This is a genomic window from Nonomuraea antimicrobica (assembly GCF_039536965.1).
GTDB lineage: Bacteria > Actinomycetota > Actinomycetes > Streptosporangiales > Streptosporangiaceae > Nonomuraea > Nonomuraea antimicrobica.
On sequence record NZ_BAAAZP010000008.1, the window covers coordinates 13,511 to 37,624 of the forward strand.

Genomic DNA, 24,114 nt, shown 5'->3' on the forward strand with positions numbered 1-24,114 from the left:
AAGGGGATGTGACATGTCGATGATGGTGGAAGTTGTCCGTTCCGGGTTCGTGGAGTCCACGCATCGGGCACGCGTGCTGACCGTGGACGCCCAGGGCCGGCCGGTCGAGACCAGGGGCGCGGTGCACGTGCCGGCCTCCCCACGGTCGTCGATGAAGCCGCTGCAGGCGCTCGGCATGCTCCGTGGCGGCCTGCGCCTGGAGGGCGAACTGCTCGCGCTGGCCTGCGCCTCGCACTCGGGCGAGCCCTTCCACGTGGACGGCGTCAGGAAGATCCTGGTCGGGGCGGGCCTGGAGGAGTCGGCGCTGGGGTGCCCCGAGGACTACCCGATCGACCGGTCGGTGACCGAGCGCGGGCGCGTCTACATGAACTGCTCGGGCAAGCACGCCGCGATGCTCGCCACCTGCGTGGTGAACGACTGGCCGCTGACGACGTACCTGGAGCCCGCGCACCCGCTCCAGCGCAGGATCCGCGAGACGGTGGAGGAGCTGACCGGGGAGCGGGTCGCGGCCTCGGGCGTGGACGGGTGCGGGGCGCCGCTGTTCTTCGTGTCGATGCTCGGGGTGACCAAGGCGTTCCGCGCGTTCCCGATGTCGTCGGAGGACTCGTTCGAACGGAAGATCTTCGACGCCATGCGCGCCTACCCCGAGTGGACCTCGGGCACCGACCGGCCCGAGGCCAAGCTCATGCGGGCGCTGCCCGGCCTGATGCTGAAGGCCGGGGCGGAGGCGTTCGACGCGTTCGTGTTCGAGGACGGGCGCGCGGGCACCGTCAAGATCGAGGACGGCTCCCAGCGGGCCCGCGTGCCCGTCACCGTGGCCGCGCTGCGCTCGCTCGGCCTGGACGCGCCCGAACTGGCCGAACTCGGCGCCCCCGAGGTGCTGGGCGGCGGACGGTCCGTGGGCGAGCTGAGGATCCGCTAGAGGCTGCGGAACTGCCGGGTGGCGGAGATGGCGCCGGAGGTGGTCGTGGTGAACGTCCGCATCGATCCGGCGAACTTCGACAGGTCCCACTCCGCCGGCCCGTGGTACCAGTACAGGTTGTCGGCCCGGTGGCCGTTGCCGGTGACGGAGGCCACCACCCGCGACCAGTGCTCGACCCCGTCGAAGATCACGGCGTAGGGCAGGTAGCGGGAGAACAGCTCCACCCGGTGCTGTTCCGGCACCTCGCCCAGCTCGCCGGAGAACAGGTACTGCCGAAAGCCCATGGTGTGCGCGAGCGCCGCCGAGCCCTTGGCGGTCTTGGCCGGCATGTACTGGCCGCCGACCGCCAGCGCGCCGCCCGCGATGACCAGGGCCAGGCCCAGCAGCCCGTACGTGGTGAACCAGGCCAGCCCGACCGTGGCCAGCAGCCCCGCGCCGATGAGCACCACGCCGATCGTGGTCCACCTGGTGCGCTCGGTGTCGGGGCGGCGGGCGAACCAGCCCTGCTTGACCACGTCCGCGTAGAGCGCGTCGCGCACCTCGCCCAGGTGCGCCGCGAACGAGCCGGTCAACTGCGACAGCAGCACCGCGTCCCGGCCCTCGAAGATGGCGTCGTGGAGGGCCCGCTCGTACGGCAGGAGCGCGTCGACGGGCGCGTTCCGCAGCCTGACGAGCAGCCAGTCGGGCGCGTCGTACGTCTGGCGGGGCTGCTCGTCGATGCGCAGGTAGCCGCGTACCGCGAGGTCCACGATGGTGGCGGTCACGTCGACCACGTCGGCCTGCTCGTCCACCAGCGTGCCGATCTGGCCGGGCCGTACGCCGTCGGGCGGGGTGAAGTGCCCGTTGTGCACCGGGACGACCGCGCCGCTCTCGTGGCCGACGATCCGCGCGTCGCGGCCCCGTGTCCAGTAGAGCAGCGCCACGCCGCCGAGCAGCAGCACCAGCAGCCCGGCCAGCGCGCCCCCGGTGACGGTGTCGAGCGTGAACGCGGCGGCCAGCGAGAACCGCCGCTCCAGGATGGGCCGGCCGCCGCTGGAGCCCTTCGGGTATCCGACGACCACGGTCAGGGCCTGGCCGGGGGAGAGGTTCGCCTGCTCGAAGTCGGCCCGCGTGGCCACGTGGTCCATGGAGGCCGAGGTGCAGCCGATGGCCGAGGTGAGCTCGCCGGCGAAGCAGGACAGGTTCTGCACCTGCCCGGGGCCGCTCACCTGGACGGTGGCCTTGGCGACCGGCTGGTTCCAGCCGTTCACCGCGAACCAGCGCAGCTCCTCGACGCCGCCCGAGGTCGTCACCGCGCCCATGACGTCGTACTCGACGGTCTGGCCCGTTACGGTGAGCACGTCGCCGGCCAGGGTGCCGCCCTTGACGTTCGTGATCCGGTAGACGCGGTCGGTGGTGTCGTCGTAGCGGGTCCGGGTGATGAACGTCCGCTTGAGCGGCCCCGACGCCCCGCTGATCTTCTCGACCACGTGCAGGGTGCCGTCCTTGCCGAGGGTCATCGTCACCTCGTCCGTGATCCCGGCCTGCGCCGCGAGGGCGGCGGGCGCGGCGGTCAAGGTGAGAGCGGTGGCCGCCAGGGCGGCCATCGTCAGCCTGATACCCGTCATGGCGGCAAATCGTATCGGTTCGTGACTCTCAGTCCAGTGTGATGGCATTCGCCGCCCGCTGAACGCTCTCCGGCGCCGCGCCCCGCCCGGGGTTCTCCAGGGCGAGCGCCTGGTTCGCGGCCACGAACGGGCGCATCCGCTCCTCGTAGCGCGCGAAGGCGGTCGCGGGGTCCGCGCCCAGCTCCTCGGCCAGCACGTACGCCCCCACCATGGCCAGGCTCGTGCCCTGCCCCGACAGCGGCGAGGCGCAGTAGCCCGCGTCGCCCACCAGCGCGACCCGCCCCTTCGTCCAGTGCTCCATCCTGACCTGGGCCATGGCGTCGAAGTAGAAGTCGTCGGCCTTCCACATCGCCTCCAGCAGCCTGGGCGCCTCCCAGACCCGCGCGCAGCGCCGCTCGACGAGCCGCCGCTGCGCGTCGAGGTCGCGGTGGTCGTAGTCGATCGGCTCTTCGGCCTCGAAGCCCAGGTTGACCCGCATCTCCGAGCCGTCGCGGTCGCTGAAGACGGCTCCTCCTGCCCCGCCCTCCCCGAACCAGGTCTGCCAGCGGTCCAGGCCCAGGAAGTTCTCGGTGGTGAAGATGGAGACGTACGTGCCGAGGTGGTGCACGAAGCGCGACTCCGGGCCGAAGGCGAGCCTGCGCACGTTGGAGTGCAGGCCGTCGGCGCCGATGACGTAGTCGTAGCAGTCTTCCGCGCCGCTCTCGAACGTCACCCCGCCGTCCTCGGTCAGCGTGGCGATCGAGTCACCGTAGACGTGGCGGGCGCCGCCGGCGGCGACGAGGATCCGGGTGAGGTCGTCGCGCATGATCTCCACGTCGGGGCTGTCGAACCGGCCGCCGCTGAACGTCTCTTCGGTGCTGCGCATGGTCTCGTTGCCGTCGCGGTCGACCATGGACATGCCGCGCATGGTCGTACGCAGGGCCTCGATCTCCGCCAGCACCCCCATGCGCGCGGCCACGGTCAGGGCGGCGCCCCTGAGGTCGACGGCCTGGCCGCCCTTGCGCGGGGCCGGTGCCCGTTCGACCACGGTCACGTCGTAGCCGTGCCGCCCCAGCCAGTGGGCCAGCACCGGGCCGCCGACGCTCGCCCCCGACACCAGTACCTTCATCATCACTCCTTTGTTGACGTCGTACGCAGATCTGAATGTACGTAGTAAATACAGCAGGTCACAAGGCTATGATGGGAAGATCTGTACTAGTACAGGAGGCTCGATGACCACATCGCCGCACGCCCGCATCGCCGCCGACATCAGGCAGCGCGTCGCCGACGGCCGCCTCCGTCCCGGCGAGCGGGTGCCCTCCACCCGGCAGCTCGCCCGAGACTGGGGCGTCGCCCTCGCCACCGCCGCCAAGGCGCTGACCCTGCTGGCGCGGGAGGGCGTCGTGGTCGCCGAGCCCCGGGTGGGCACCGTCGTGGCCGAGCGCAGGGGCGTACGGGCCGGACCGGCGCCGTCCGGCGGTGAGTTGACGCGCGAGCGCGTCGTCAGGGCCGCGATCGAGATCGCCGACACGGAAGGGCTGCCCGAGCTGACCATGCGCGCCGTCGCGGGACGGCTGGGCGTGGCCACCATGTCCCTCTACCGCCACGTCGGCGGCAAGGACGACCTGGTCATGATGATGGTCGAGGCCGTGATCGAGAAGTTCGCGCTGCCCGCCGAGCCGCCCGAGGGGTGGCGGGCACGGCTGGAGGTCTCGGCCCGGGTCCAGTGGGCCGGCTACCGCGCCCACCCGTGGATGGCCGGGGTCACCTCGCTGACCAGGCCGCTGCCCTCACCCGCCCTGCTCAGGCACACCGAATGGGTGATGGCGGCGCTGCGGGACACGGCGCTCGACGCGGTGGCCAAGATGCACGTGCACACGCTGCTCTACAGCTACGTGCAGGGGATCGCGGCCAACCTCGAACTGGAGCGGCGGGCGCGGGCCGCCACCGGGCTGACCGCCGACGAGTGGATGAGCAGGCAGGAGGAGCACCTGGGGTGGATCACGCGGTCGGGGCGCTATGGGGCCTTCGCCGGGGTCGTGGCGGAGCTGGACGGGGACTTCGACCTCGACCTCGACGTGCTCTTCGAGTTCGGTCTGAAACCCCTGCTCGACGGCCTGGCCTCCGTGATCGGGCCCCGCTGACCACCCGCGCCCGGCAGGCGAGGTCAGCCGGAGATCTGGATGCGGAGGCGGCGGAAGCCGCGCCCCTTGCTCTCGATCTTGGCGACCCTGATGTGCCCGATCTGCTTCGTGGAGGCCACGTGGGTGCCGCCGTCGGCCTGGGTGTCGAGGCCCACGATGTCGACGACGCGCACGTCCTGGACGGTCTCCGGCACCAGGTTCGTGGCGGTGCGGATGATGTCGGGGATCGCGAACGCCTCGCCCCGGGGCAGCACCTTGACGTCGATGCGCCGGTCGGCCGCGATCTCGGCGTTGCAGGCGTCCTCGACGGCCTGCTTGAACCCTGGCGGCACCTCAGGCAGGTCGAAGTCCATGCGCGCGCTGAGCGGGTCCATGTTGCCGCCGGTGACCAGGCAGCCGTAGTCCCTGAACACCACGCCGCACAACACGTGCAGCCCCGAGTGCGTACGCATCAGCGCCGAGCGCCGCTCGTCGGCCACCGCGCCCTCGACCACGGCGCCCACCGGCGGGATCGGATCGCCCTCGGCCGGGATCAGGTAGAGATCGTCCCCTTTGCGCGCTCCGACGATGCGCGTTTCGACACCCTGCCAGATCAGAACCCCGTGATCCGCCGGCTGCCCGCCACCGCCCGGATAGAATGCCGACCGGCTCAGCACGATTCCCTCGGGCGTGGAGTCCAGTACGACGGCCTCGAAGTCGCGCAGATTCTGGTCGGACAATTCCAGGCGTCGCGTGCGCCCGTGGAGATCGTCGCTCATATCGGCAGCCTAGCGCCCTGAGGTGGTCATGCCTGGCCTGACGCGGTTCGCCCTGCTGATCGCGATGCTGTCCGGATCGGCGTGCGGCAGCACCTCGGCCGGGGGCGCCGTGCCGCCGTCCCCCGCCGAGCGGGAGGCGCCGGTGGTGATGTTCGTCGGCGACAGCTTCACGGTCGGGTCGGGCCCGGTGCCGCGCCGGCAGTCGTACGCCTCGCAGACCGCCCGGCTGCTGGGCGGCCGGCCGGTCATCGCCGGTGCGAGCGGCACCGGCTTCTGCAACGAGGGCCGGGCGGGCCGTACGTTCGAGCGTTCGTTCGAGGTGGAGCTGGCCGGGCGCCCGGCGCCCGCCCTGCTGGTCGTCTCGGGCGGCCACAACGACCGCCGCTGCGGCGCCACCCAGGTGCGCGAAGCGGCCGTCCGCCTGCTGGCGAGGGTGCGTACGCACTGGCCGGACACCCGCACCGTCGTCGTGGGCCCGATCTTCATGGGCAGGACCCCGAGGAAGGCGTACGCGGTGCGCGACGCGCTGGCGCAGGCCGCCGAGGCGGCGGGGGTGTCGTTCCTCGACCCCCTGGGCGAACGCTGGCCGCCGGGGGCGACCCTGCCCGACGGCGTGCATCCCACGCTCGCCGGGCACGAGAGCATCGCCGCCTGGCTGGCGGGCGAGCTGGGTGGCCTGACCCTGCGGTGACCTACCAGGGCCCGTACGGGCCGCTGCCGCCCCGGCCGCCCATGCCCTTGACGGCGGGCTTGACGTCCACGATGTAGATCGTGGCCGCGATGACCGCCACGATCGAGAACAGCCCGAGCCCGATGCCGAGGAACACGGCGCCGCCGACGCGGATGAACGCATCGAGGTAACTGAACGCCCCGGCCGCCGAGAACAGCGTGGCCAGGCCGAGGATCAGCAGCCACAGGTTCTTCTTCAGCTTGCCCGCCGAGATGAAGGCGGCGGGCTGCACCCGCAGGGCATGCACCAGCGCGTAGACCGACATGCCCAGGATGCCCACGGCGAGTGCAAGGAAGAGGAAGTTGAAGACCCCGTAGATCATCGTCATGTTGTCGTCTCCGCCCAAGGCCGTGATGAATCGGCTTCAGCCTAATAGGCAGCCCGCTCACGCGGGCACCCCTGAACGAAAAGGCCCGTCTCCCGCACGGAGACGGACCTTCGGGACAGCGTCAGACCTTGGCCTTCGTCGTGCGGGTCCGCCTGGCCGGCTGGGCGGGCCTGGCCTTCTCCGACACCTCTTCGAGCTCGAGGGCGGCGTCGGCGCTCGTCTTGCTGACGACCCGGCGACCGCGGGTGGCGAAGTCCTCGTAGACCTCGGTGGCCCTGTGGCTGAGCTGGTCGGCGTAGCCGCGGGCCTTGTCGGGGAACTCCCTGGCGAAGCCCTCGGCCTTGTCGGCGTATTCGCGGGCCTTGCCCGGCAGCTCCTTGGCCAGGTCGTAGCGGCGCGACTGGAGCTTCTGGAGCTGACCGGGCAGCTCGCGCAGCTTCTCGACGGCGAAGTCGCCGACGCCGGCGACCGCGTAGAACGGCTTGGACTCGGTGAGCTTCTTGACTTCGGTGGCGAGCGTCATGGGTTAACCTTCCTTGGTTTCGTGTGTGGCGTCGCTGTCGCCCGAGGGCGCCGCGAAGGGCTCGAGAGCGGCGAGAAACTCCTCGGGCAGCGGCTCGTCGTCCACCTCGGAGTCGCGCCGGGGATGAGCGTTCTGGGAGGTCTGCTCATCCTCGGCGGGATTCTCCTTGCGGAACGAGTCGTAGATGTCGATCAGCACTTGGCGTTGCCGCTCGCTGAGATTTGCGTCGGCCCTGATCGCGGTGATCACGTCGCTCGGCGGCTCGCGGTCCTCGATAAGGCCCGCCTGCACGTAGAGCGCCTGTGAGGAGATGCGCAGACCTTTGGCGATCTGGTTGAGGATCTCCGCGCTCGGCTTGCGCAGGCCGCGCTCGATCTGGCTCAGGTAGGGGTTGGAGACCCCGGCCGCCGCGGCGAGCTGGCGCAGCGAGATCTTCGCCTGCTGCCGCTGATCGCGGATGTATTCACCGATCGAGCCGACTTTGGGTAGTGCCATACCTCTAGTCTGCCTCGCGGTGCTTGCTTTTGCAAACACAGCGATTAACAGGAGCAAGCGTCAGAGCTGGATGACCCACAGGAACGGGGCGCTGGTGAGCAACGTCACCGACAGCGCGATGAAGCCGTAACGGACGGACGCGGCGAGCTCGGGGCCCGGCTTGATCAGGCGATCCACCCTCGCCATGACGTTGTGGACGTGCACGCCCAGCATGCCGTGGGGCGTCGGCATGGCCCCGGCGGTGCCGAACCGCAGCAGCGCCGTGGCCAGCCGGCGCGGCGAGCAGTAGCGGCGGGCCCGGTCGTCGGCGGCCATCTCGATCAGCAGCTCGACCTGGGCCTGCGCGTCGGCCACCACCTTCGACCAGGGCAGCGCCCTGCGCAGCGCGGCGAACGGCAGCAGCACCAGGTCGTGCCGCTCGCGTACGTGCGCCGCCTCGTGCGCCAGGACGGCCTCCAGCTCGCCCTCGGACAGCAGCTTGAGCGCGCCCTCGCTGACCACGACCTGCGAGCGCAGCCCGGGTACGCAGTAGGCGGCGGCGCTGGGATGGGCCAGCACCCGCACGCCCGGCACGCCGGGGTCGTCGTGGGAGATCAGCGCCAGCAGCATCCGGTGCCTGCGCCGGGCCCGCAACGCCTGCACGCCCGCGGTGAGCAGCACCGCGATCAGCACGGCCAGCGCGGTGAGCCCCGCGATCAGGGCCAGCACGTGCAGCGGGTCCCACGCCTGCCCGGGAGCCTCACCCTGCGCGAACGCGATCAGCCCGGGCAGGATGCCGACCCCGTAGGGCTGGACGGCGTAGGCGAGCATCGCGCCCGTGGTGGCCAGCCCCCAGGACACGCCGAGGGACTGCCAGAGAATGATGGCCAGCCGGGGGGCCCGCGAGGTCCACCGGGCCGTGGTGAAACGCCAGGAGCCGACCGCGCACGCTGTGGCGAGCGCTGCCAGGGCCGCTGCCGTGATCACTCTTCCTCCAGCTCCGTGAGGGCTCTGCGCAGGATCTCCGCCTCCGTGCCCGACACGGCTTGGGCGAAGCGGGTCAGGGCGGCCGAGCGGTCGCCCGTCAGGTCCAAGGCTTCCAGCATAAGCTCGGCGATGTACGTGTCACGGCTTTCCGCCGGCTGATATCTCCACGCGCGGCCGTCGCGGGTGCGCTCGAGGAAGCCCTTGCGGGTGAGGCGGTCGAGAACGGTCATGACCGTGGTGGGAGCGAGGTCGCGGTCGGCGATCAGCCTGCCGACCTCGCGGGCGGTCAGCGCGTTGCTCTCCGCCCAGAGGATGTCCATGATGCTGCGCTCAAGCTCGCCAAGACCCTTCACGTCATTCAGACTAGCTCTACAACCTGTCGAGCTGGCATTCGGGTGACACGACTTCTTCACGTCGGGGTCCACGTCACGTCCCGCAATCTTTTCATGACCGACGGCTGACCGTCTTTTTGCGGTACGCGCTCGGCGAAGGCGGGGATCCTGGCCGTCGTTTGCCGCTCCCGGTCCGGCACTGACATTGTCGGGGGCATGGAGATCACGCTGGTCCAGGGCGACATCACCGAGCAGCGGGCCGACGCCGTCGTGAACGCGGCCAACTCCTCGCTCCTGGGCGGCGGGGGCGTCGACGGCGCCATCCACCGCAGGGGCGGGCCCGAGATCCTCCAGGAGTGCCGCGGGCTCCGCGCCTCCCGGTACGGCCGGGGCCTGCCCACCGGGCGGGCCGTGGCCACGACGGCCGGCCGGTTGCCCGCCAAGTGGGTCATCCACACCGTCGGCCCCGTCCACTCGGCGTCGGAGGACCGTTCGGACCTGCTGGCCTCCTGCTATCGGGAGTCGCTGCGGGTGGCCGAGTCGCTGGGGGCCAGGTCGGTGGCCTTCCCCGCGATCTCGACCGGCATCTTCGGCTGGCCGATGGACGACGCCGCCCGCATCGCCCTCGACGCGGTGCGGCAGTCGGGCACGGCGGTCGAGGACGTCCGGTTCGTACTGTTCGACCACGACGCGTACGCCGTCTTCGAGGCCCGCCTCTGACGGGTCCCGCCGGGAGGCGTGCCCGCGGCGGCGACGGTTCCCGGCGGGCGGCACGCCTGTAGCGGTCAGCGGGGATCGACGGCCGACCAGGGGAGGGTCAGCTCGCCGAGCCGCCACCGCGCGGCACCGCCCAGCGGCGGCCGGGCCGGGACCGGCCACGACTCCGACAGCAGCCCTATCGCGGCCAGCCACCGCTGCCGCCGCCCATGAGCCCCGTACGGGGCGCTCACCGCCCAGGCGCGGTCGAAGTCGCTCAGGAACGCATGAATCCGCTCACCCGGCACGTTCCGGTGGATGAGCGTCTTGGGCAGCCGGTCGGCCAGGTCGGAAGGCCGTTCGAACGCCTCGAAACGGGCGGAGAACGTGACCGTCTCCGGCCCGCAGGGCGAGAGCCCCACCCAGACGGCCCGCCGCCCGTTCTCGGACGAGGTGCCCTCGACCAGGACGCCGCCGGGGGCCAGGCCGGCGCGGAGCACGTCCCAGTAGTGCCACGCCTCGTCCTCGTCGTACTGCCGCAGCACGTTGAACGCGCGTACCAGCGTGGGCGGGCGCGGGACGGGCAGCTCGAAGCCGCCGAGCCGGAAGCTCAGCCCCTCCCGCTCGTACGGCTCGGCCAGCGCCACCCGCGCCGGGTCGATCTCGATGCCCACGACCTCCACGCCCGGCGCCACCCGGCGCAGGCGGGTGAACAGCTCCAGCGTCGTGGTGTGCGAGGCGCCGTAGCCGAGGTCGACCACGAGCGGCCGACCGGCCGAGCGCAGCAGGCGGCCGTGCACGGCGGCGATCCAGCGGTCGCCGCGCCGCAGCCGGTTGTGGCCGGTCGTGCCCCGCGTGACCGCCCCGACCGGCCTGCCCGCCGCCCTCCCCGACCCGCTCACCCGCGCGGGGCTCCCACCGGCTCAGCCACTGACGCGGTGCACCTTGTGCTGGGCGGCCTGGGCGCGGGGGCGGATGACCAGGCGGTCGATGTTCACGTGGGAGGGCCGGGTGACGGACCAGGCGATCGCGTCGGCCACGTCGTCGGAGGTCAGCGGCCCCGGCACGCCCTCATAGACGCGGGCCGCGGCCGCCTCGTCGCCCCTGAACCTGGTGACCGCGAAGCCCTCTGTCTGCACCATGCCCGGCGCGATCTCGACGATCCGCACCGGCTGCCCGACCAGCTCCAGGCGGAGCGTCTCGGCCATCGAGCGCTGCGCGTGCTTGGCCGCGACGTAGCCGCCGCCCCCCTCGTACGCGCTCAGCCCGGCCGTCGAGGTGAGCATCACCAGCACGCCGTCTCCCGACTCGACGAGCTTGGGGAGCAGCGCCTGGGTCATGCGCAGGGAGCCGAGCACGTTCACGTCGTACATCCGCTGCCAGTCGTCCAGCCGCCCCTCGGCCACCGGCTCCATGCCGAAGGCGCCTCCGGCGTTGTTGACCAGCACGTCGCACCGCTCCAGGGACGCGGCCAGTGCGTCCACCGACTCCTGCGCGGTCACGTCGAGCGTCACCGGCCTGATCGAGGGGACCTCCGCGGCCAGCCGGTCCAGCCGGTCGTGGCGCCGGGCACCTGCCACCACCTCGAACCCCTCGGCGGCGAGCCGTCGCGCGGTCGCCTCTCCGATCCCGCTGCTCGCACCCGTCACCACTGCCGTCTTCCGCATGCCCCACATCCTGCCAGGAGGAAACAGTGGCGGTCATGCACCCCTGGTTGTCACCGTTTGACGGGAATGTCGAAAAAATCGGGATGGTTGTAAAACGTTTGGAGGTGGTGTCGAGTGAGGCGACGACGGGTCAACCGGGTCGCGATCATCAGCATGCACACGTCGCCGCTGGACCAGCCCGGAACGGGCGACGCCGGCGGCATGAACGTGTACATCGTCGAGTCGACCAAGCTACTGGCCCAGCTCGGCGTGGAGGTGGAGATCTTCACCCGGGCCACCGCCCGCGACCTGCCGCCCGTGTACGAACTCGCCCCCGGCGTGCTCGTACGACACCTCACGGCCGGCCCGTACGAGGAGATGGACCGCGCCGACCTGCCCGGCCAGCTCTGCGCGTTCCTGTCGGGGGTGCTGCGCACGGAGGCCATGTACGACCCGGGCCGCTACGACGTCATCCACTCCCACTACTGGCTGTCCGGCCAGGTCGGCTGGCTGGCCAAGGAGCGCTGGGGCGTGCCCCTCGTCCACACCATGCACACCATGGCCAGGGTCAAGAACCGGCTGCTCGCCCAGGGCGACCAGCCGGAACCCCTGGCCCGCGTGGTCGGCGAGCAGCAGGTCGTCGAGATCGCCGACCGCCTCGTCGCCAACACCGCCGACGAGGCCCGCGACCTGATCGAGCTGTACGGCGCCGCCGAGCAGCGCGTCGCCGTCGTCAACCCCGGCGTCAACCTCACCGTCTTCCAGCCCGCCTCCCAGGGCGCCGCCCGGCGCCGGCTCGGCCTCCCGCAGGACGCCCACGTCCTGCTCTTCGTCGGCCGCGTCCAGCCGCTCAAGGCCCCCGACGTGCTGCTGCGGGCCGCGTCCAGGATGCTCATCGACGACCCGTCGCTCCGCGGGCGCCTGGTGGTCGCCTGCGTGGGCGGCCCTTCGGGCAACGGCCTGGCCCAGCCCTCGCTCCTCACCGACCTGGCCGCCGCACTCGGGATCTCGGACGTCGTCCGCGTCGTGCCCCCCGCCCCCCAGGAAGAGCTGGCCGACTGGTACCGGGCTGCCTCGGTCACCGTCGTCCCCTCCCACAGCGAGTCGTTCGGGTTGGTGGCGCTGGAGTCGCAGGCGTGCGGCACGCCGGTGGTCGCCGCCGCGGTCGGAGGGCTGCGCACGGCGGTCCGCGACGGGGTGTCCGGGCTGCTCGTGGACGGCCACGATCCGGCCGACTGGGCGCGGGCGCTGCACCGCTTCGTCACCGCGCCCCGCCTGCGCGACCAGCTCTCGGCGGGCGCGCGTACGCACGCGGCGGCGTTCGGCTGGCAGGCCACGGCCGCGCGCCTGATGGACGCGTACGCCGCCGCCATCGCGAACCTGCACAAAGTCCCCGTGGCCGTGTCGAACTTCTGACCCCGTCCCGGTCCGTGGCGGCTTTTGTCGTGGTTTTCACCGCGGCCCCTGTCGTGGGCGGCCCCTATTGTGGTCGGCATGCGCGATGTCGTCGAAGCCGCGCTCAAGGCCGCGGACGTCTCCTACGACGAGCCGCGGCCGGGGGCGTTCCTCGCCAGACTGCCCGGACAGCACAAGCTCGCCACCATGGCCTGGCTGATCGTGGGCGAGCGGGTGCTGCACATCGAGGCGTTCTTCTGCCGTCAGCCCGACGAGAACCACGCCGAGTTCTACCGCTGGCTGCTCGGCAGGAACGGCTCGATGTACGGAGTGCACTTCTCCCTCGACCCGGTGGGCGACGTCTACCTGGTGGGGCGGATGCCGTTGACGGCCGTCACCGAGGAGGAGGTGGACCGGCTGCTGGGGTGCGTGCTGACGTACTCCGACGAGTGGTTCGACCGCGCGCTGGAGCTGGGGTTCGCGTCGTCGATCAGGCGGGAGTGGGAGTGGCGCGCCAAGCGCGGCGAGTCCCTCGCCAACCTCCAGGCGTTCGCCCGCTTCGCCGACCCCGACCGCTGAGCCGCGCGGAGCCGACCCCAGCCTGCCCGTACTCCCGCGAACCATAGGATTGGCCGCATGGCGACTTTGGTGCTGCTTAGACACGGTGAGAGTGACTGGAACGCGAAGGGCCTGTTCACCGGTTGGGTGGACGTGAGCCTCTCGGCCAAGGGTGAGGACGAGGCCCGCCGCGGCGGCAAGCTCCTCCAGGAGACCGGGCTACGCCCGGACGTCGTCCACACCAGCCTCCTCACCAGGGCCATCCAGACGGCCCAACTGGCGTTGGCTGAGGCGGACCTGCGCTGGCTCCCGGTGAAGCGCAGCTGGCGGCTCAACGAACGCCACTACGGCGCCCTCCAGGGCAAGAACAAGGCCCAGACGAGGGAGGAGTTCGGCGACGAGCAGTTCGTGCTGTGGCGGCGCTCCTACGACGTGCCCCCGCCCCCCATCGCGGACGACGACGAGTTCTCCCAGGCCGGCGACCCCCGTTACGCCCTGCTCCCGCCGGAGCTGATGCCTCGTACCGAGTGTCTGAAAGACGTCGTCGACCGCATGCTCCCCTACTGGTACGACGAGATCGTCCCCGACCTGGCGGCCGGTCGCACGGTGCTGGTGGCGGCCCACGGCAACTCGCTGCGCGCCCTGGTCAAGCACCTCGACGGCGTCGGCGAGCAGGAGATCGCCGGCCTCAACATCCCGACGGGCATCCCGCTCCTGTACGAGCTCGACGCCGACTACCGGCCGACCACCCCCGGCGGGCGCTACCTCGACCCCGAGGCCGCGAAGTCCGCCATCGAAGCCGTGGCCAACCAGGGCCGCTGACGCCTCCGGACATCCCCACCTGAGTGAGCCGACCGGGGGCGGCTCACCCAGGTGATCCGCTGCCCGGACCCGAACACGAATCATCCCTGCCCGGTCCGGCGGGGGCGGGCAGGGATGGACTGGAGGGAGGCAGGGCGCGGGAAGTCGGGGCGTGGAAGTCGGGGCGTTCGCCTCACGGACCTCCCACCGGCCTGTTAACTTGGGCGAGCCCCGGTGACCAGGTAGACCACGTCATGGGCGACCCGCACCGCATGATCCGCGTACCGCTCGTAATACCGTCCGACCAACGTGATGTCGATCGCCGGCTCCACCCCATGTTGCCAATCCTTGGCCAGGATGTTCCTGAACAGCTTCCGGTGCAACCGGTCCATCGCGTCGTCGTCCTGCTCGAGCTCCAGGGCGGATTCGACGTCGCGCGAGGCCACGCAGCTCCCGGCCTTGGTGACCAGGTTCTCGGCGATCTGCCCCATCTCGAGGATCGTGGAGCGCAACGCGGGCGGGATGGCGGAGTCGGGGTGCCTCAGCCGCGCCACCTTGGCCACGTGCACGGCCAGGTCGCCCATCCGCTCGAGGTCGGTGCCCATGCGCAGCGCCGTGATGACCATCCGCAGGTCCACCGCGACCGGCTGCTGCCTGGCCATGAGATCGAAGATCGACGACTCGACCTCGGCGAACGTCGCGTTCACCTCCTCGTCGCGGGAGATGACACTCTCGGCGAGCTGGAGGTCGGCGTCGAGGAGCGCCGTGGTGGCACGGGAGATGGCCGAACGGACAAGGCGGGTCATCTCAACCAGCTTGTCGGTCAGTAAATCAAGTTCCTCATGGTATGCGTCGCGCATGTTGTCACACTACGGGGCAGCCGATGAACGAACCCCTACAGCAAGATGAACTTTCCAGGAAAGGGCCGTTCATCCCCTGATGAGAGGGTCTGTCCCTGCGGAAACGCCACCTACCATCGGAGGCATGAGTGAGATGGCCATGAGCTTCGCGGCCCTGGCCGGGTTCGTGGTGGGCGCGCTGGCGGTCCTGTTCTACCGGAACCAGATCGAGGCGCCGAGCCGCACCGCGGCGAAGGATGGCGTGGAGACCGGTGCCGCGCTGCCCCAGGGCGTGGCGTCCGTGCTCGCCGTGCTGCCCTCGTCCGCCGTGGTGCTCGACGCCCACGACCGTGTCCTGCGCGCCAGCTCGGCTGCCCGCGCGTTCGGGCTGGTCAAGGGCGACCGCCTGATGGCCGCTGAGCTTCTCGCGCTGGCGCGGCAGGTACGCCGCGACGGCGAGATCCGCGAGAGCGAGATCGACGTCGCCGGGCACAAGTTCGGCCAGGAGACCACCAACTTCGCCGTCCGCGTGGCGCCACTCGGCTCGTACGGCCAGGTGCTGGTGCTCGCGGAGGACCAGACCGAGCGACGCCGGGTCGAGGCGGTGCGCCGCGACTTCGTCGCCAACGTCAGCCACGAGCTGAAAACCCCGGTCGGCGCCATGAGCCTGCTGGCCGAGACGATCCAGGACGCCGCCGACGACCCCGAGGCGGTCAGCCGCTTCGCCGGGCGCATGCAGCTCGAGGCCGCCCGGCTCAACTACCTCATACAGGACCTGATCACACTCAGCAGGATCCAGGGCGCCGAGCCCATCCCCACGCCGGGCCAGGTCTCCATCGACGAGGCCATCCACGACGCCATCGACCACTGCAACACCAGGGCATCCGCGAAGGACATCGCGCTGGTCACCGGAGGTTCGGAGGGCCTGCGCATCTGGGGCGACGACGAACTGCTCGTCACCGCCCTGCGCAACCTGATCGACAACGCCGTCGCCTACAGTCCCGAGCACACGAGGGTCGTCGTCAGCGTGCGACCCTCGGGCGACACCGTCGAGATCAGCGTCAGCGACCAGGGCATCGGCATCCCGGAGGAGGCGCTCGAACGCATCTTCGAGCGCTTCTTCCGCGTCGACGCGGCCCGTTCGCGCATCACCGGCGGCACCGGGCTCGGGCTCGCCATCGTCAAGCACGTCGCCGCCGCGCACGCCGGCGAGGTGTCAGTCTGGAGCAAGGAAGGGTCCGGCTCCACCTTCACGCTCCGCCTGCCCGCCTTCGGCGGGTCGGCGGTGGCAGTACCACCCTCGATTCCCCTGGAGGCAGCCTCGTGACCGAGCGAAGCGAAGGAACCATTGGACGCGGCACTCTCCGAGTCATGAGGCCGGCGGAGGAGAGCTCATGACCCGAGTTCTCGTCGTGGAGGACGAGGAGTCCTTCTCCGACGCCCTGTCCTACATGCTGCGCAAGGAGGGCTTCGAGGTGTCGGTCGCCGCGACCGGGCCCGAGGCGCTCGACACGTTCGACCGCAACGGCGCCGACCTGGTGCTGCTCGACCTGATGCTGCCCGGCCTGCCCGGCACGGAGGTGTGCCGCTCGCTGCGGCAGCGCTCCAAGGTCCCGGTCATCATGCTCACGGCCAAGGACAGCGAGATCGACAAGGTCGTGGGCCTCGAACTGGGCGCCGACGACTACGTCACCAAGCCGTTCTCCTCGCGCGAGCTGGTGGCCCGCATCCGCGCGGTCCTGCGCCGCCAGGGCGACGTCGTGGAGGAGCTGGAGACGGCCGTGCTGGCCGTCGGCCCGGTGCGGATGGACGTCGACCGCCACGTCGTCGCCGTCCGCGGTGAGCAGGTACAGCTCCCGCTGAAGGAGTTCGAGCTGCTGGAGGTGCTGCTGCGCAACGCGGGGCGGGTGCTGACCAGGGGCCAGCTCATCGACCGCGTCTGGGGCGCCGACTACGTGGGCGACACCAAGACGCTGGACGTGCACGTCAAGCGGCTGCGCGCCAAGATCGAGTCCGACCCGTCGAACCCGCGCTGCATCCTGACCGTGCGCGGCCTGGGCTACAAGTTCGACGCGGTCGAGGAGTGAGAAACCCCGGTACCCAAGCGGTACCGGGGTTTCCGCACGCCCTCGTTCAGGCGTGACTCGTTCAGGCGTGACTTGGTCAGTGGGCCTCTTCCGCGGGTGCGGACGGCGTCGCGGAGGGCGTGGGCGCCGGCGTGGCGCCCGGTGCCGGCGGGTACTCCGCGAACTCGCGGCTGCGCGTGACCACAGGCACGTTCATGGACACGACGCCGGCGTTGGCGAACTGGAGGTCCAGCTTGATCGTCTCGCCGCCCCTGAGGCTCTTGGAGATCGACTCCAGCATGAGCTGCGGGGTGGGCTTGCCGGTGTTGACGAGCTGGTTGCTCGGGAGCTGGATCGGGGCCGTGACCTTCACCGAGCCCAGGGTGCCGGCGGAGACGGCCTGGAGGGTGTCGGGGGCGCCCGTGTTGAGGATGTTCAGGTAGATGGGCGCCGAGCCGCGCCAGGGGAGCTGGGCTCCAGAGTCGGGGCCGAGGATGAACGCCTGAGGGATGTTGATGCCGCTCTGGTTACCGTACTTGCCCTTCTCGATCAAGGCTTGCGCTTCGTTCGGTGCGTACGGCTTGTTGGTGGTGGCGTCGAATCCAGCCCCGCAGCCCACGAGCACGGGCGCGGCCAAGAACGCGGCTGCTACGACAATCCAGCGACGGCTGGTCACGGGCGGGTTCTCCTTGGTCTTGCGCAGGTGTCGCGCGTGCGTGATGTGCAGCGCCCACCATATCCACCCCAATGCAAGGTCATATCCACACCCCCGCAGGTCATTCGCTATGTCCAGAAATGCGATTCATACAGTTGCATGCTTGTCAAGCCCCAATATGCGGCCTTGACCTGCAGTTATGAGGATTTCACTGTTCCGGGAGGCTGTGGATGCGTGGTACCCTGGAGTACAGCGGAAGGGGTACTTGTCACATGACTTTCCAGGTCGGCGACACTGTCGTCTACCCCCACCATGGGGCTGCTCGGATCGAAGCAATCACGACGCGATCCATCAAGGGTGAGGAAAAGACCTACCTGGTGCTCAAGGTCGACAAGGGCGACCTTACCGTCCAGGTGCCAGCCGAAAACGCGGAACTCGTCGGTGTGCGCGATGTTGTCGGCCAGGAAGGCCTTGAGCGGGTTTTCGATGTCCTTCGCATGCCGCACACGGAAGAGCCGACCAACTGGTCTCGTCGTTACAAGGCCAATCTGGAGAAGCTCGCCTCCGGCGATGTGAACAAGGTCGCCGAGGTGGTTCGGGACCTGTGGCGGAGAGACCGTGAGCGTGGTCTGTCCGCGGGCGAGAAGCGCATGCTCGCCAAGGCTCGTCAGATCCTGGTCAGTGAGTTGGCCCTGGCCGAGAAGACCAATGAGGACAAGGCCGAGGCCCTTCTCGACGAGGTTCTCAACTCCTGAACACGAATCTTCCACGGGTGGGCGTCGGTGTCGACGTCCACCCGTTCGCTTCTGACGACTCTGGGCGCGAGCTCAGCCTCGCGGGCCTGCGCTGGCCGGATGAGATCGGGCTCGAGGGCCACTCCGACGGCGACGCCGCCGCCCACGCCGCGTGCGACGCGTTGCTGTCCGCGGCCGGGCTGGGCGATCTGGGGCGGTTGTTCGGCACCGCCGACCCGCGCTGGAAGGGAGCCTCGGGCGCCGCGCTGCTGGAGGAGACCGCGCGCCAGGTCCGCGCCGCCGGGTTCGAGATCGGCAACGTGGCCGTCCAGGTGGTCGGCAACCGGCCCAAGCTGGCGCCGCGCAGGGAAGAGGCCGAGAAGGCCCTCAGCGCGGCCGTAGGGGCCCCTGTGAGCGTCTCCGCCACCACGACCGACGGTCTGGGCCTGACCGGCCGTGGCGAGGGCGTGGCGGCCATCGCGACCGCACTGGTGGTCAACCTTTCCTGAACGCCGGGCGTCTCATGGAGGGATACGTGAGGGTGTCCCGGCGGGCCGTCGTCCAGCCCGTCGATTTCGGAGGCGGCGGTTCGTCACTGGCGCGGTACGGGCCGCCGCCTTCTCCAGGGTAGTTTGCCCGCCCTGAGGGTACGTTTCCCCACGACATGTGAACGTCTTCGGGGGGAGCTACACATGATCGGCGCGATCATTTCCGCGATAATCATCGGCGCCGTCATCGGCGCGCTGGCCCGGCTGCTGGTGCCAGGCAGGCAGAACATGTCCGTCGGCCTGACCATCATCGTCGGCATCGTGGCCGCCCTGATCGGCACGCTGATCGCGTCGGCGGTCGGCCTGACCCACACCAGAGGGATCAACTGGCTCGAGCACCTCATCCAGCTCGTCCTGGCCATCATCGGTGTGCTCCTCGTGACGCGCCTGGGCATCGGGCGCGGCGGACGCAGCGGAAAGACCCCGACCTGACCTGACCCGCTCCTTCGCCACGTCGGCGGACGAACCCCGTAGATGGGGCAGCGACCTCCCCGTGAGAGTGCACCAGTCACCCTCCCGGGGAGGCTTCATGCCGTCACCCGTCGAACCCATCCTTGGTGTTGTCGCGATCGCCGTCCCCCCGTCGTCCCCCCGCCGTCCCTCTCGCCGTCGCGATCGGCGCCGTGATCGGCTTGATCGGACCCCTGCTGCTGCCCGGCAGGCGGCACGTGAGGGAGCCGAGCCCCAAGACTGACCTCCGCAGAAGCAGGAAGGCCCGCCCGAGCCCCAAGGCCGGCCCCCGCAGAAGCAGGAAGGCCCGCCCGAGAACCACGCCCCGGGCGGGGCCCTACGCGTCCCACCTGCTCACACGTCCCACCTGCCCGCACACCCCGCCTGCTCTGGCTCGGTTCTGCGGCGGTTGGTCTCGCGGCGCTTGACCTGGGGGAGCTTGACTTGAGGGGCGCTTGGCCTGGCGCTCGTTCGAGCTGGCGGCGGTCAGCTTTCCTGCGGTCAGTCTTCCGGGGGGCGGGGGGTGCTGCGCAGGCGGCCGGAGGGGGCCGGGGTGTCGTCGTGGATCACCGGGTGAGGGGCGGTGTCCTCCAACTCGTCGGCGTTCGTGCGCGTGTTCGTGGCCACGGCGGCGGCCGCCACGAGTTCCTCCCCGTCGGCGGCTTCAGGGCCGTGCTCAGGGTCGGGGGCGTCGTCGTCGATGACGGGGTGCGGCTGGGTGTCGGCGTCCCTGTCGCTCTCGTCGCCTGGACGGGGGTGGACCAGGACGTCGGTCGGCTTGACGCGGTCGCCCCAGCGCACGGGGCGCGTCGGAGGCTCGGGCTGTGGCTCGGGGGCGGGCTGCGGCACCCGGCCGAGTGGTGGTGGTTGGTCGAGTGATCGGTCCAGGTCGAGCCGTGGGGCGGGAGCGAGTGCCGCTTCCCGGGTGGGCTGTGGGTCGGGCTCCGGCCGGGGTGCGGGCCGAGGCTCCTGTTCAGGCTCCTGTTCGGGCGCCGGTTCGGGCTCGCGCAGCGGCTCCGGCTGCGGGTGGGAGTGCGGCTCGGGCTGCGGGTGGGGCTGCGGGTGGGGCTCCGCGCGTACGGGGTCGGTGCGTCGGGGCTCCGGTTCGCGTCCGGCTTGGGGCCCAAGCTCAGGTCGGGGGTCAAGCCCAGGTTGGGGGTCAAGCCCAGGTTGGGCATCGCGTTCAGAGTGGGGGCTGCGTTCGGACTGGGGCTCGCGTCCGGCTTCGGCGTGGGAGGCGCGTTCGGGCTGGGGGTCCGGCTCGGGGTGTTTGTCCTCCTCCTGCACCGGCCACTCGGACACGCGCCCCGAGATCGACGGCGTCTCGGGGGCGGCCGTGGGGCCGACCGGCGGCGTGGGCGCCAGGACGGGCGGCGGGACCTCCGAATGGAGCCTGGGCGGCGTCCCGGCCTGTGGCCGGGGGCGGTGGAACGGCACGATGTCCTGCTCCGCGGCTCGGTCGTCGTCCCCGGCACCGGCCGTGGAGCGGCGGGCCTGTACGTGCTTGATCAGCAGTAACCACAGCCACAGCGCCAGGGACAGCATGACCCACGGCGCCAGGGCCACGCCCACGGCCGTCTGCAGCTCGTCGAACGTGAAGCGCAGGGCCGTCGCCACGTTCGCCGCCGCTGCCGCCACGATGAGCAGGGCCAGCACGAACGCGGCCTGCAGCCGCACCAGCAGCCGGGCCGGACGCAGCAGCAGCACGCCGATCAGCCCCACCACCAGCAGCGCGTCGAAGGCCGCCGGGTAGATGAAGGCCAGGTTGGGGCTGGCCGCACCGGCGAGCGCCAGCGTACGCAGGTCGTCGAAGGAGAGCGCGCACGCGGCCCCGGTGAGGGCGGCGACGGCGAGCCCCGCCAAGGCGATGCCCAGGCGACGAAGCAGAGAGGGGGGTGTCACGTCCATGGCGGTTTCGAGCCTACAGAAGAATAGGGCCGAGACCGATCAAGGGAGGCACCTTATGGGCGAGCTGTCGGAAGATGTCCGCAAACTCCTGGACGCGCCGAATTATGCGACGGTGACGAGTCTGAACCCCGATGGCGGGCCGCAGTCGTCGGTCGTGTGGGTGCGTACGGACGGTGACGACGTGCTCTTCTCGACCGTCAAGGGGCGCAGGAAGCCGCGGAACTTCGAGCGTGACCCGCGGGCGAGCCTGCTGGTCATCGATCCCGCGAATCCGTACCGCTACGTGGAGATCCGCGGTCGGGTGACGTTGACGCCAGACCCTGAGGGCGCGCTCATCGAAGAGCTGTCGCAGAAGTACCGAGGGCTCCCATGGGAGGACAAGCCGGGCGCCGAGCGGCTCATCGTGCGTATCTCGCCTGACAAGGTGTACTTGCGGGGCTGATTTATCGACGTGCTGACGCCGCCGAGGCGTTAGCCTTGCCTTTGTGAGCCTGCACATCTACGACACCAGCACGCGCGCCATCCGTGAATTCGTTCCGGTCGAAGCCGGCCGGGCGTCGATTTACCTGTGTGGGGCAACCGTGCAGGCTCCTCCGCATATCGGACATATCCGGTCAGGTGTGAACTTCGACGTGCTCAGGCGCTGGCTGACGCGTTCTGGGTACGACGTGATGTTCTGCCGCAACGTCACGGACATCGACGACAAGATCATCAGGGTGTCGGCCGGGGAGAGCGTGCCCTGGTTCGTCGTGGCCGAGCGTAACCAGCGGGCCTTCACCTGGGCCTACGACACGCTGGGCTGCCTGCCCCCGACCGTCGAGCCGCGCGCCACGGGGCACGTGCCCGAGATGATCACGCTGATGGAGCGGCTGATCGAGCGCGGGCACGCGTACGCGTCGGGTGGCGACGTCTACTTCGCCGTGCAGTCCTACGCCGACCGCTACGGCTCGCTGTCCAACCAGAAGCTGGAGAACATGCGGGCGGCGGCCGACACCGACGACGAGTCGTGCAAGCGCGACCCGCGCGACTTCGCCCTGTGGAAGGGCGAAAAGCCGGGCGAGCCGACGTGGCCGACGCCGTGGGGTCCTGGGCGGCCCGGCTGGCACCTGGAGTGCTCGGCCATGGCGACGAAATACCTGGGCTCGACGTTCGACATCCACGGTGGCGGGATCGACCTGATCTTCCCGCACCACGAGAACGAGATCGCCCAGTCGCAGGCGGCCGGAGACGGCTTCGCGCGCTACTGGATGCACAACGGCATGCTCAAGATCGGCGCCGAGAAGATGAGCAAGTCGCTCGGAAACTCGCTGCTGATCCCCGAGATGGTGCAGAAGGTGCGGCCCGTGGAGCTGCGCTACTACCTGGCGGCGCCCCATTACCGCTCCTCTATCGACTACTCGGAGGAGGCGCTGCAGGAGGCCGCGGCGGCGTACCAGCGGATCGAGGGGTTCGTGACGCGGGCCGCCGAGGTCATCCACGACGTCGACGCCGACGCGCCGCTGCCGCAGGCGTTCTCCGACGCGCTCGACGACGACCTGGGCACGCCGCAGGCGCTGGCGGTCGTGCACGAGGTGGTGCGCGAGGGCAACGTGGCGCTGTCCCGGGGCGACAAGGAGGCCGTGGCGCGGCTCCTGGCTGAGACCCAGAACATGCTCGACGTGCTGGGCCTCGACCCGCGTTCGCCGCAGTGGCGCGGCGCGGGGTCCGACCTGTCGCCGATCGTGGACGCTCTGGTGGCGGTGGCGCTCGAGCAGCGCAAGGCGGCCAGGGAGCGTAAGGACTACGCGGCCGCCGACGCGATCAGAGACCAGCTCACGGCGGCGGGGATCACGGTGGAGGACACTCCGCACGGGGCTCGCTGGGAGCTCACCCGCCAGTAGCTGCCGGCTCTTTGTGCGCGATTTGCGGTGTGGGCCGAGGTGGCCGATCTCCCGAGTACCCTAGATGGCATGGCAGCAGGCGGTAGGGCTTCGGGCAGGCCCGCAAAGAAGAAGGGCCCGTCCAAGGGCGCCGGAGGGCAGGGCCGCCGGGCGCTCGAGGGCCGGGGCGCGACGCCGCCTGCCGAAATGCGGCATTGGTACAAAGACAAGGCCCGCACCCAGCGCATCGCCAGGGAAGAGCAGGGGGGCGAGCGGCGCGCTGCTCCCGCCAGGTCGCAGCGGCGCTCGGACGACGCCCCCGAATACATCGGCGGCCGCAACCCGGTGCTGGAGGCGCTGCAGGCGGGGGTGCCGTCCACCGCTCTTTACGTCGCCCAGCGCATCGACAACGACGACCGCGTACGCGACTCCATCAAGATCGCGGCTGAGCGCGGCATCGCCCTGCTCGAGGTCACCCGCGACAAGCTCGACCGCTTGACGGAGGGCGCCGTCCACCAGGGAGTGGCCCTCCAGATCCCGGCATACGACTACGCGCACCCCGCGGAGCTGGTGGAGCTCGCCCAAGTCGCCGCCGAGGTGCCGCTGATCGTCGCCCTCGACTCGGTCACCGACCCCCGCAACCTCGGAGCCATCGCCCGCTCCGCCACCGCCTTCGGCGCCCACGGCCTGCTCATCCCGTCCCGCCGCTCGGCCAGTGTCACGGGCGGGGCCTGGAAGACGTCCGCCGGCACGCTGGCGAACCTCCGCGTGGCCCGCGCCTCCAACCTGACGGCGGCGCTACGCGAATACCGCGATGCCGGGCTGTTCATCATCGGCCTCGACGGCAGCAGCGAAATCGACCTCGATAACGTCGAGCTGCTGTCCGAGCCGCTGGTGGTGGTCGTGGGCTCGGAGGGCAAGGGCTTGTCGCGCCTGGTGCGGGAGCAGTGCGACGTGGTGACCCGCATCCCGATGCGAGCGGCCGCCGAGTCACTCAACGCGGGGGTGGCGGCCGGGGTGGCGCTGTATGAAGTGGCTCGTCACAGGCGTCCCTAGCGTCTACACTGGTAGGCCGTGCCGACGTAGCTCAATCGGCAGAGCATCTGTCTTGTAAACAGAAGGTCAGGGGTTCGATTCCCCTCGTCGGCTCTGCAGCAAGTAGCCCCTGAACAGGC

28 protein-coding genes and 1 tRNA gene are annotated in these 24,114 nt (G+C 70.6%); 16 read left to right on the forward strand and 13 right to left on the reverse strand.

Annotated elements, in window-relative coordinates; all coding sequences use genetic code 11:
- Nucleotides 1–13 precede the first annotated feature (13 nt).
- Nucleotides 14–922 carry an asparaginase gene (locus ABD844_RS02245; RefSeq protein ID WP_344872379.1) on the forward strand — a complete coding sequence of 303 codons (909 nt, stop codon included), beginning with the start codon at nucleotides 14–16 and terminating at the stop codon, nucleotides 920–922.
- On the opposite strand, the gene ABD844_RS02250 is transcribed toward ABD844_RS02245, so the two are convergent.
- Together ABD844_RS02250 and ABD844_RS02255 are read right to left on the reverse strand one after the other, a co-directional pair.
- A complete protein-coding gene (locus ABD844_RS02250) occupies nucleotides 919–2,529 on the reverse strand; it encodes a DUF2207 domain-containing protein (protein WP_344872381.1) in 1,611 nt (536 codons plus the stop codon). The two genes, ABD844_RS02245 and ABD844_RS02250, sit on opposite strands and share 4 nt — an antisense overlap.
- A 28-nt stretch (nucleotides 2,530–2,557) precedes the next feature.
- A complete protein-coding gene (locus tag ABD844_RS02255) occupies nucleotides 2,558–3,640 on the reverse strand; it encodes an FAD-dependent monooxygenase (protein WP_344872383.1) in 1,083 nt (360 codons plus the stop codon).
- 100 nt (nucleotides 3,641–3,740) lie between these two features.
- Here ABD844_RS02255 and ABD844_RS02260 point away from each other — a divergent pair, with 100 nt between their 5' ends.
- Entirely contained in the window at nucleotides 3,741–4,652 is a 912-nt protein-coding gene (locus ABD844_RS02260; RefSeq protein ID WP_344872385.1) for a TetR/AcrR family transcriptional regulator, read from the forward strand.
- A 23-nt stretch (nucleotides 4,653–4,675) separates the two neighbouring features.
- On the opposite strand, the gene ABD844_RS02265 is transcribed toward ABD844_RS02260, so the two are convergent.
- A complete protein-coding gene (locus ABD844_RS02265; RefSeq protein ID WP_344872387.1) occupies nucleotides 4,676–5,410 on the reverse strand; it encodes an alanyl-tRNA editing protein in 735 nt (244 codons plus the stop codon).
- A 28-nt stretch (nucleotides 5,411–5,438) separates the two neighbouring features.
- Here ABD844_RS02265 and ABD844_RS02270 point away from each other — a divergent pair, with 28 nt between their 5' ends.
- A complete protein-coding gene (locus ABD844_RS02270) occupies nucleotides 5,439–6,101 on the forward strand; it encodes an SGNH/GDSL hydrolase family protein (RefSeq protein WP_344872389.1) in 663 nt (220 codons plus the stop codon).
- 1 nt (nucleotide 6,102) lies between these two features.
- On the opposite strand, the gene ABD844_RS02275 is transcribed toward ABD844_RS02270, so the two are convergent.
- From ABD844_RS02275 to ABD844_RS02295, 5 genes are all read right to left on the reverse strand, one after another.
- Nucleotides 6,103–6,468: a DUF2516 family protein gene (locus ABD844_RS02275; RefSeq protein ID WP_344872391.1), complete on the reverse strand. Its 366-nt coding sequence runs from the start codon at nucleotides 6,466–6,468 to the stop codon at nucleotides 6,103–6,105.
- 121 nt (nucleotides 6,469–6,589) lie between these two features.
- Complete coding sequence (locus tag ABD844_RS02280) at nucleotides 6,590–6,991, reverse strand: hypothetical protein (protein ID WP_344872393.1); 402 nt, start codon at nucleotides 6,989–6,991, stop codon at nucleotides 6,590–6,592.
- Nucleotides 6,992–6,994: 3 nt separating this feature from the next.
- A complete protein-coding gene (locus ABD844_RS02285; protein ID WP_344872395.1) occupies nucleotides 6,995–7,486 on the reverse strand; it encodes a helix-turn-helix domain-containing protein in 492 nt (163 codons plus the stop codon).
- A gap of 60 nt (nucleotides 7,487–7,546) precedes the next feature.
- Nucleotides 7,547–8,452 carry a M56 family metallopeptidase gene (locus tag ABD844_RS02290; RefSeq protein ID WP_344872399.1) on the reverse strand — a complete coding sequence of 302 codons (906 nt, stop codon included), beginning with the start codon at nucleotides 8,450–8,452 and terminating at the stop codon, nucleotides 7,547–7,549.
- The gene (locus ABD844_RS02295; RefSeq protein ID WP_344872401.1) at nucleotides 8,449–8,877 is read right to left on the reverse strand and encodes a BlaI/MecI/CopY family transcriptional regulator; all 429 of its coding nucleotides are present in this window, start codon (nucleotides 8,875–8,877) and stop codon (nucleotides 8,449–8,451) included. Before ABD844_RS02295 ends, ABD844_RS02290 begins: the two co-directional genes overlap by 4 nt.
- A gap of 123 nt (nucleotides 8,878–9,000) precedes the next feature.
- Here ABD844_RS02295 and ABD844_RS02300 point away from each other — a divergent pair, with 123 nt between their 5' ends.
- Nucleotides 9,001–9,504 (forward strand): O-acetyl-ADP-ribose deacetylase, encoded by a 504-nt coding sequence (locus ABD844_RS02300; protein WP_344872404.1) that lies wholly within the window; start codon nucleotides 9,001–9,003, stop codon nucleotides 9,502–9,504.
- A gap of 65 nt (nucleotides 9,505–9,569) precedes the next feature.
- On the opposite strand, the gene ABD844_RS02305 is transcribed toward ABD844_RS02300, so the two are convergent.
- Together ABD844_RS02305 and ABD844_RS02310 are read right to left on the reverse strand one after the other, a co-directional pair.
- Complete coding sequence (locus ABD844_RS02305; RefSeq protein ID WP_344872406.1) at nucleotides 9,570–10,382, reverse strand: class I SAM-dependent methyltransferase; 813 nt, start codon at nucleotides 10,380–10,382, stop codon at nucleotides 9,570–9,572.
- A gap of 21 nt (nucleotides 10,383–10,403) precedes the next feature.
- Nucleotides 10,404–11,147: an SDR family NAD(P)-dependent oxidoreductase gene (locus ABD844_RS02310; RefSeq protein WP_344872407.1), complete on the reverse strand. Its 744-nt coding sequence runs from the start codon at nucleotides 11,145–11,147 to the stop codon at nucleotides 10,404–10,406.
- A gap of 114 nt (nucleotides 11,148–11,261) precedes the next feature.
- Between ABD844_RS02310 and mshA the strand changes: the two genes are divergently transcribed.
- The 3 genes from mshA to ABD844_RS02325 all read left to right on the forward strand — a co-directional run bounded on the left by mshA (nucleotide 11,262) and on the right by ABD844_RS02325 (nucleotide 13,901).
- Nucleotides 11,262–12,542: a D-inositol-3-phosphate glycosyltransferase gene (mshA, locus tag ABD844_RS02315; RefSeq protein WP_425568495.1), complete on the forward strand. Its 1,281-nt coding sequence runs from the start codon at nucleotides 11,262–11,264 to the stop codon at nucleotides 12,540–12,542.
- Between the two features lie 78 nt (nucleotides 12,543–12,620).
- Nucleotides 12,621–13,100: a type III secretion system chaperone family protein gene (locus tag ABD844_RS02320; protein WP_344872409.1), complete on the forward strand. Its 480-nt coding sequence runs from the start codon at nucleotides 12,621–12,623 to the stop codon at nucleotides 13,098–13,100.
- A gap of 57 nt (nucleotides 13,101–13,157) precedes the next feature.
- On the forward strand, nucleotides 13,158–13,901 hold the full coding sequence (locus tag ABD844_RS02325; RefSeq protein WP_344872411.1) for a phosphoglyceromutase: 744 nt from the start codon (nucleotides 13,158–13,160) through the stop codon (nucleotides 13,899–13,901).
- A 194-nt stretch (nucleotides 13,902–14,095) separates the two neighbouring features.
- Here the strand turns inward: ABD844_RS02325 and phoU are convergent, their stop codons facing one another.
- Entirely contained in the window at nucleotides 14,096–14,740 is a 645-nt protein-coding gene (phoU, locus tag ABD844_RS02330) for a phosphate signaling complex protein PhoU (RefSeq protein WP_344872413.1), read from the reverse strand.
- 133 nt (nucleotides 14,741–14,873) lie between these two features.
- On the opposite strand from phoU, the gene ABD844_RS02335 reads away from it, so the two are divergent.
- Nucleotides 14,874–16,046: a sensor histidine kinase gene (locus tag ABD844_RS02335; RefSeq protein WP_344872579.1), complete on the forward strand. Its 1,173-nt coding sequence runs from the start codon at nucleotides 14,874–14,876 to the stop codon at nucleotides 16,044–16,046.
- A 67-nt stretch (nucleotides 16,047–16,113) separates the two neighbouring features.
- Nucleotides 16,114–16,806 (forward strand): response regulator transcription factor, encoded by a 693-nt coding sequence (locus tag ABD844_RS02340; protein ID WP_080043325.1) that lies wholly within the window; start codon nucleotides 16,114–16,116, stop codon nucleotides 16,804–16,806.
- A 76-nt stretch (nucleotides 16,807–16,882) separates the two neighbouring features.
- Here the strand turns inward: ABD844_RS02340 and ABD844_RS02345 are convergent, their stop codons facing one another.
- Nucleotides 16,883–17,533: a copper chaperone PCu(A)C gene (locus tag ABD844_RS02345; RefSeq protein WP_344872417.1), complete on the reverse strand. Its 651-nt coding sequence runs from the start codon at nucleotides 17,531–17,533 to the stop codon at nucleotides 16,883–16,885.
- Between the two features lie 179 nt (nucleotides 17,534–17,712).
- On the opposite strand from ABD844_RS02345, the gene ABD844_RS02350 reads away from it, so the two are divergent.
- The 3 genes from ABD844_RS02350 to ABD844_RS02360 all read left to right on the forward strand — a co-directional run bounded on the left by ABD844_RS02350 (nucleotide 17,713) and on the right by ABD844_RS02360 (nucleotide 19,154).
- Nucleotides 17,713–18,195: a CarD family transcriptional regulator gene (locus ABD844_RS02350; protein WP_020544658.1), complete on the forward strand. Its 483-nt coding sequence runs from the start codon at nucleotides 17,713–17,715 to the stop codon at nucleotides 18,193–18,195.
- A 17-nt stretch (nucleotides 18,196–18,212) separates the two neighbouring features.
- A complete protein-coding gene (gene ispF / locus ABD844_RS02355; protein ID WP_344872420.1) occupies nucleotides 18,213–18,683 on the forward strand; it encodes a 2-C-methyl-D-erythritol 2,4-cyclodiphosphate synthase in 471 nt (156 codons plus the stop codon).
- Between the two features lie 183 nt (nucleotides 18,684–18,866).
- Nucleotides 18,867–19,154 carry a GlsB/YeaQ/YmgE family stress response membrane protein gene (locus ABD844_RS02360; RefSeq protein ID WP_344872422.1) on the forward strand — a complete coding sequence of 96 codons (288 nt, stop codon included), beginning with the start codon at nucleotides 18,867–18,869 and terminating at the stop codon, nucleotides 19,152–19,154.
- 519 nt (nucleotides 19,155–19,673) lie between these two features.
- Here ABD844_RS02360 and ABD844_RS02365 read toward each other — a convergent pair.
- Complete coding sequence (locus tag ABD844_RS02365) at nucleotides 19,674–21,080, reverse strand: DUF2637 domain-containing protein (RefSeq protein ID WP_344872424.1); 1,407 nt, start codon at nucleotides 21,078–21,080, stop codon at nucleotides 19,674–19,676.
- Nucleotides 21,081–21,135: 55 nt separating this feature from the next.
- On the opposite strand from ABD844_RS02365, the gene ABD844_RS02370 reads away from it, so the two are divergent.
- The 4 genes from ABD844_RS02370 to ABD844_RS02385 all read left to right on the forward strand — a co-directional run bounded on the left by ABD844_RS02370 (nucleotide 21,136) and on the right by ABD844_RS02385 (nucleotide 24,088).
- Nucleotides 21,136–21,522: a PPOX class F420-dependent oxidoreductase gene (locus tag ABD844_RS02370; protein ID WP_344872426.1), complete on the forward strand. Its 387-nt coding sequence runs from the start codon at nucleotides 21,136–21,138 to the stop codon at nucleotides 21,520–21,522.
- 43 nt (nucleotides 21,523–21,565) lie between these two features.
- Nucleotides 21,566–22,960 carry a cysteine--tRNA ligase gene (gene cysS, locus ABD844_RS02375; protein WP_344872428.1) on the forward strand — a complete coding sequence of 465 codons (1,395 nt, stop codon included), beginning with the start codon at nucleotides 21,566–21,568 and terminating at the stop codon, nucleotides 22,958–22,960.
- A 69-nt stretch (nucleotides 22,961–23,029) separates the two neighbouring features.
- Nucleotides 23,030–23,995, forward strand: a complete 966-nt coding sequence (gene rlmB / locus ABD844_RS02380; protein WP_344872430.1) for a 23S rRNA (guanosine(2251)-2'-O)-methyltransferase RlmB — start codon at nucleotides 23,030–23,032, stop codon at nucleotides 23,993–23,995.
- A 20-nt stretch (nucleotides 23,996–24,015) separates the two neighbouring features.
- A tRNA-Thr gene (locus tag ABD844_RS02385) sits at nucleotides 24,016–24,088 on the forward strand.
- Nucleotides 24,089–24,114: the final 26 nt, after the last annotated feature.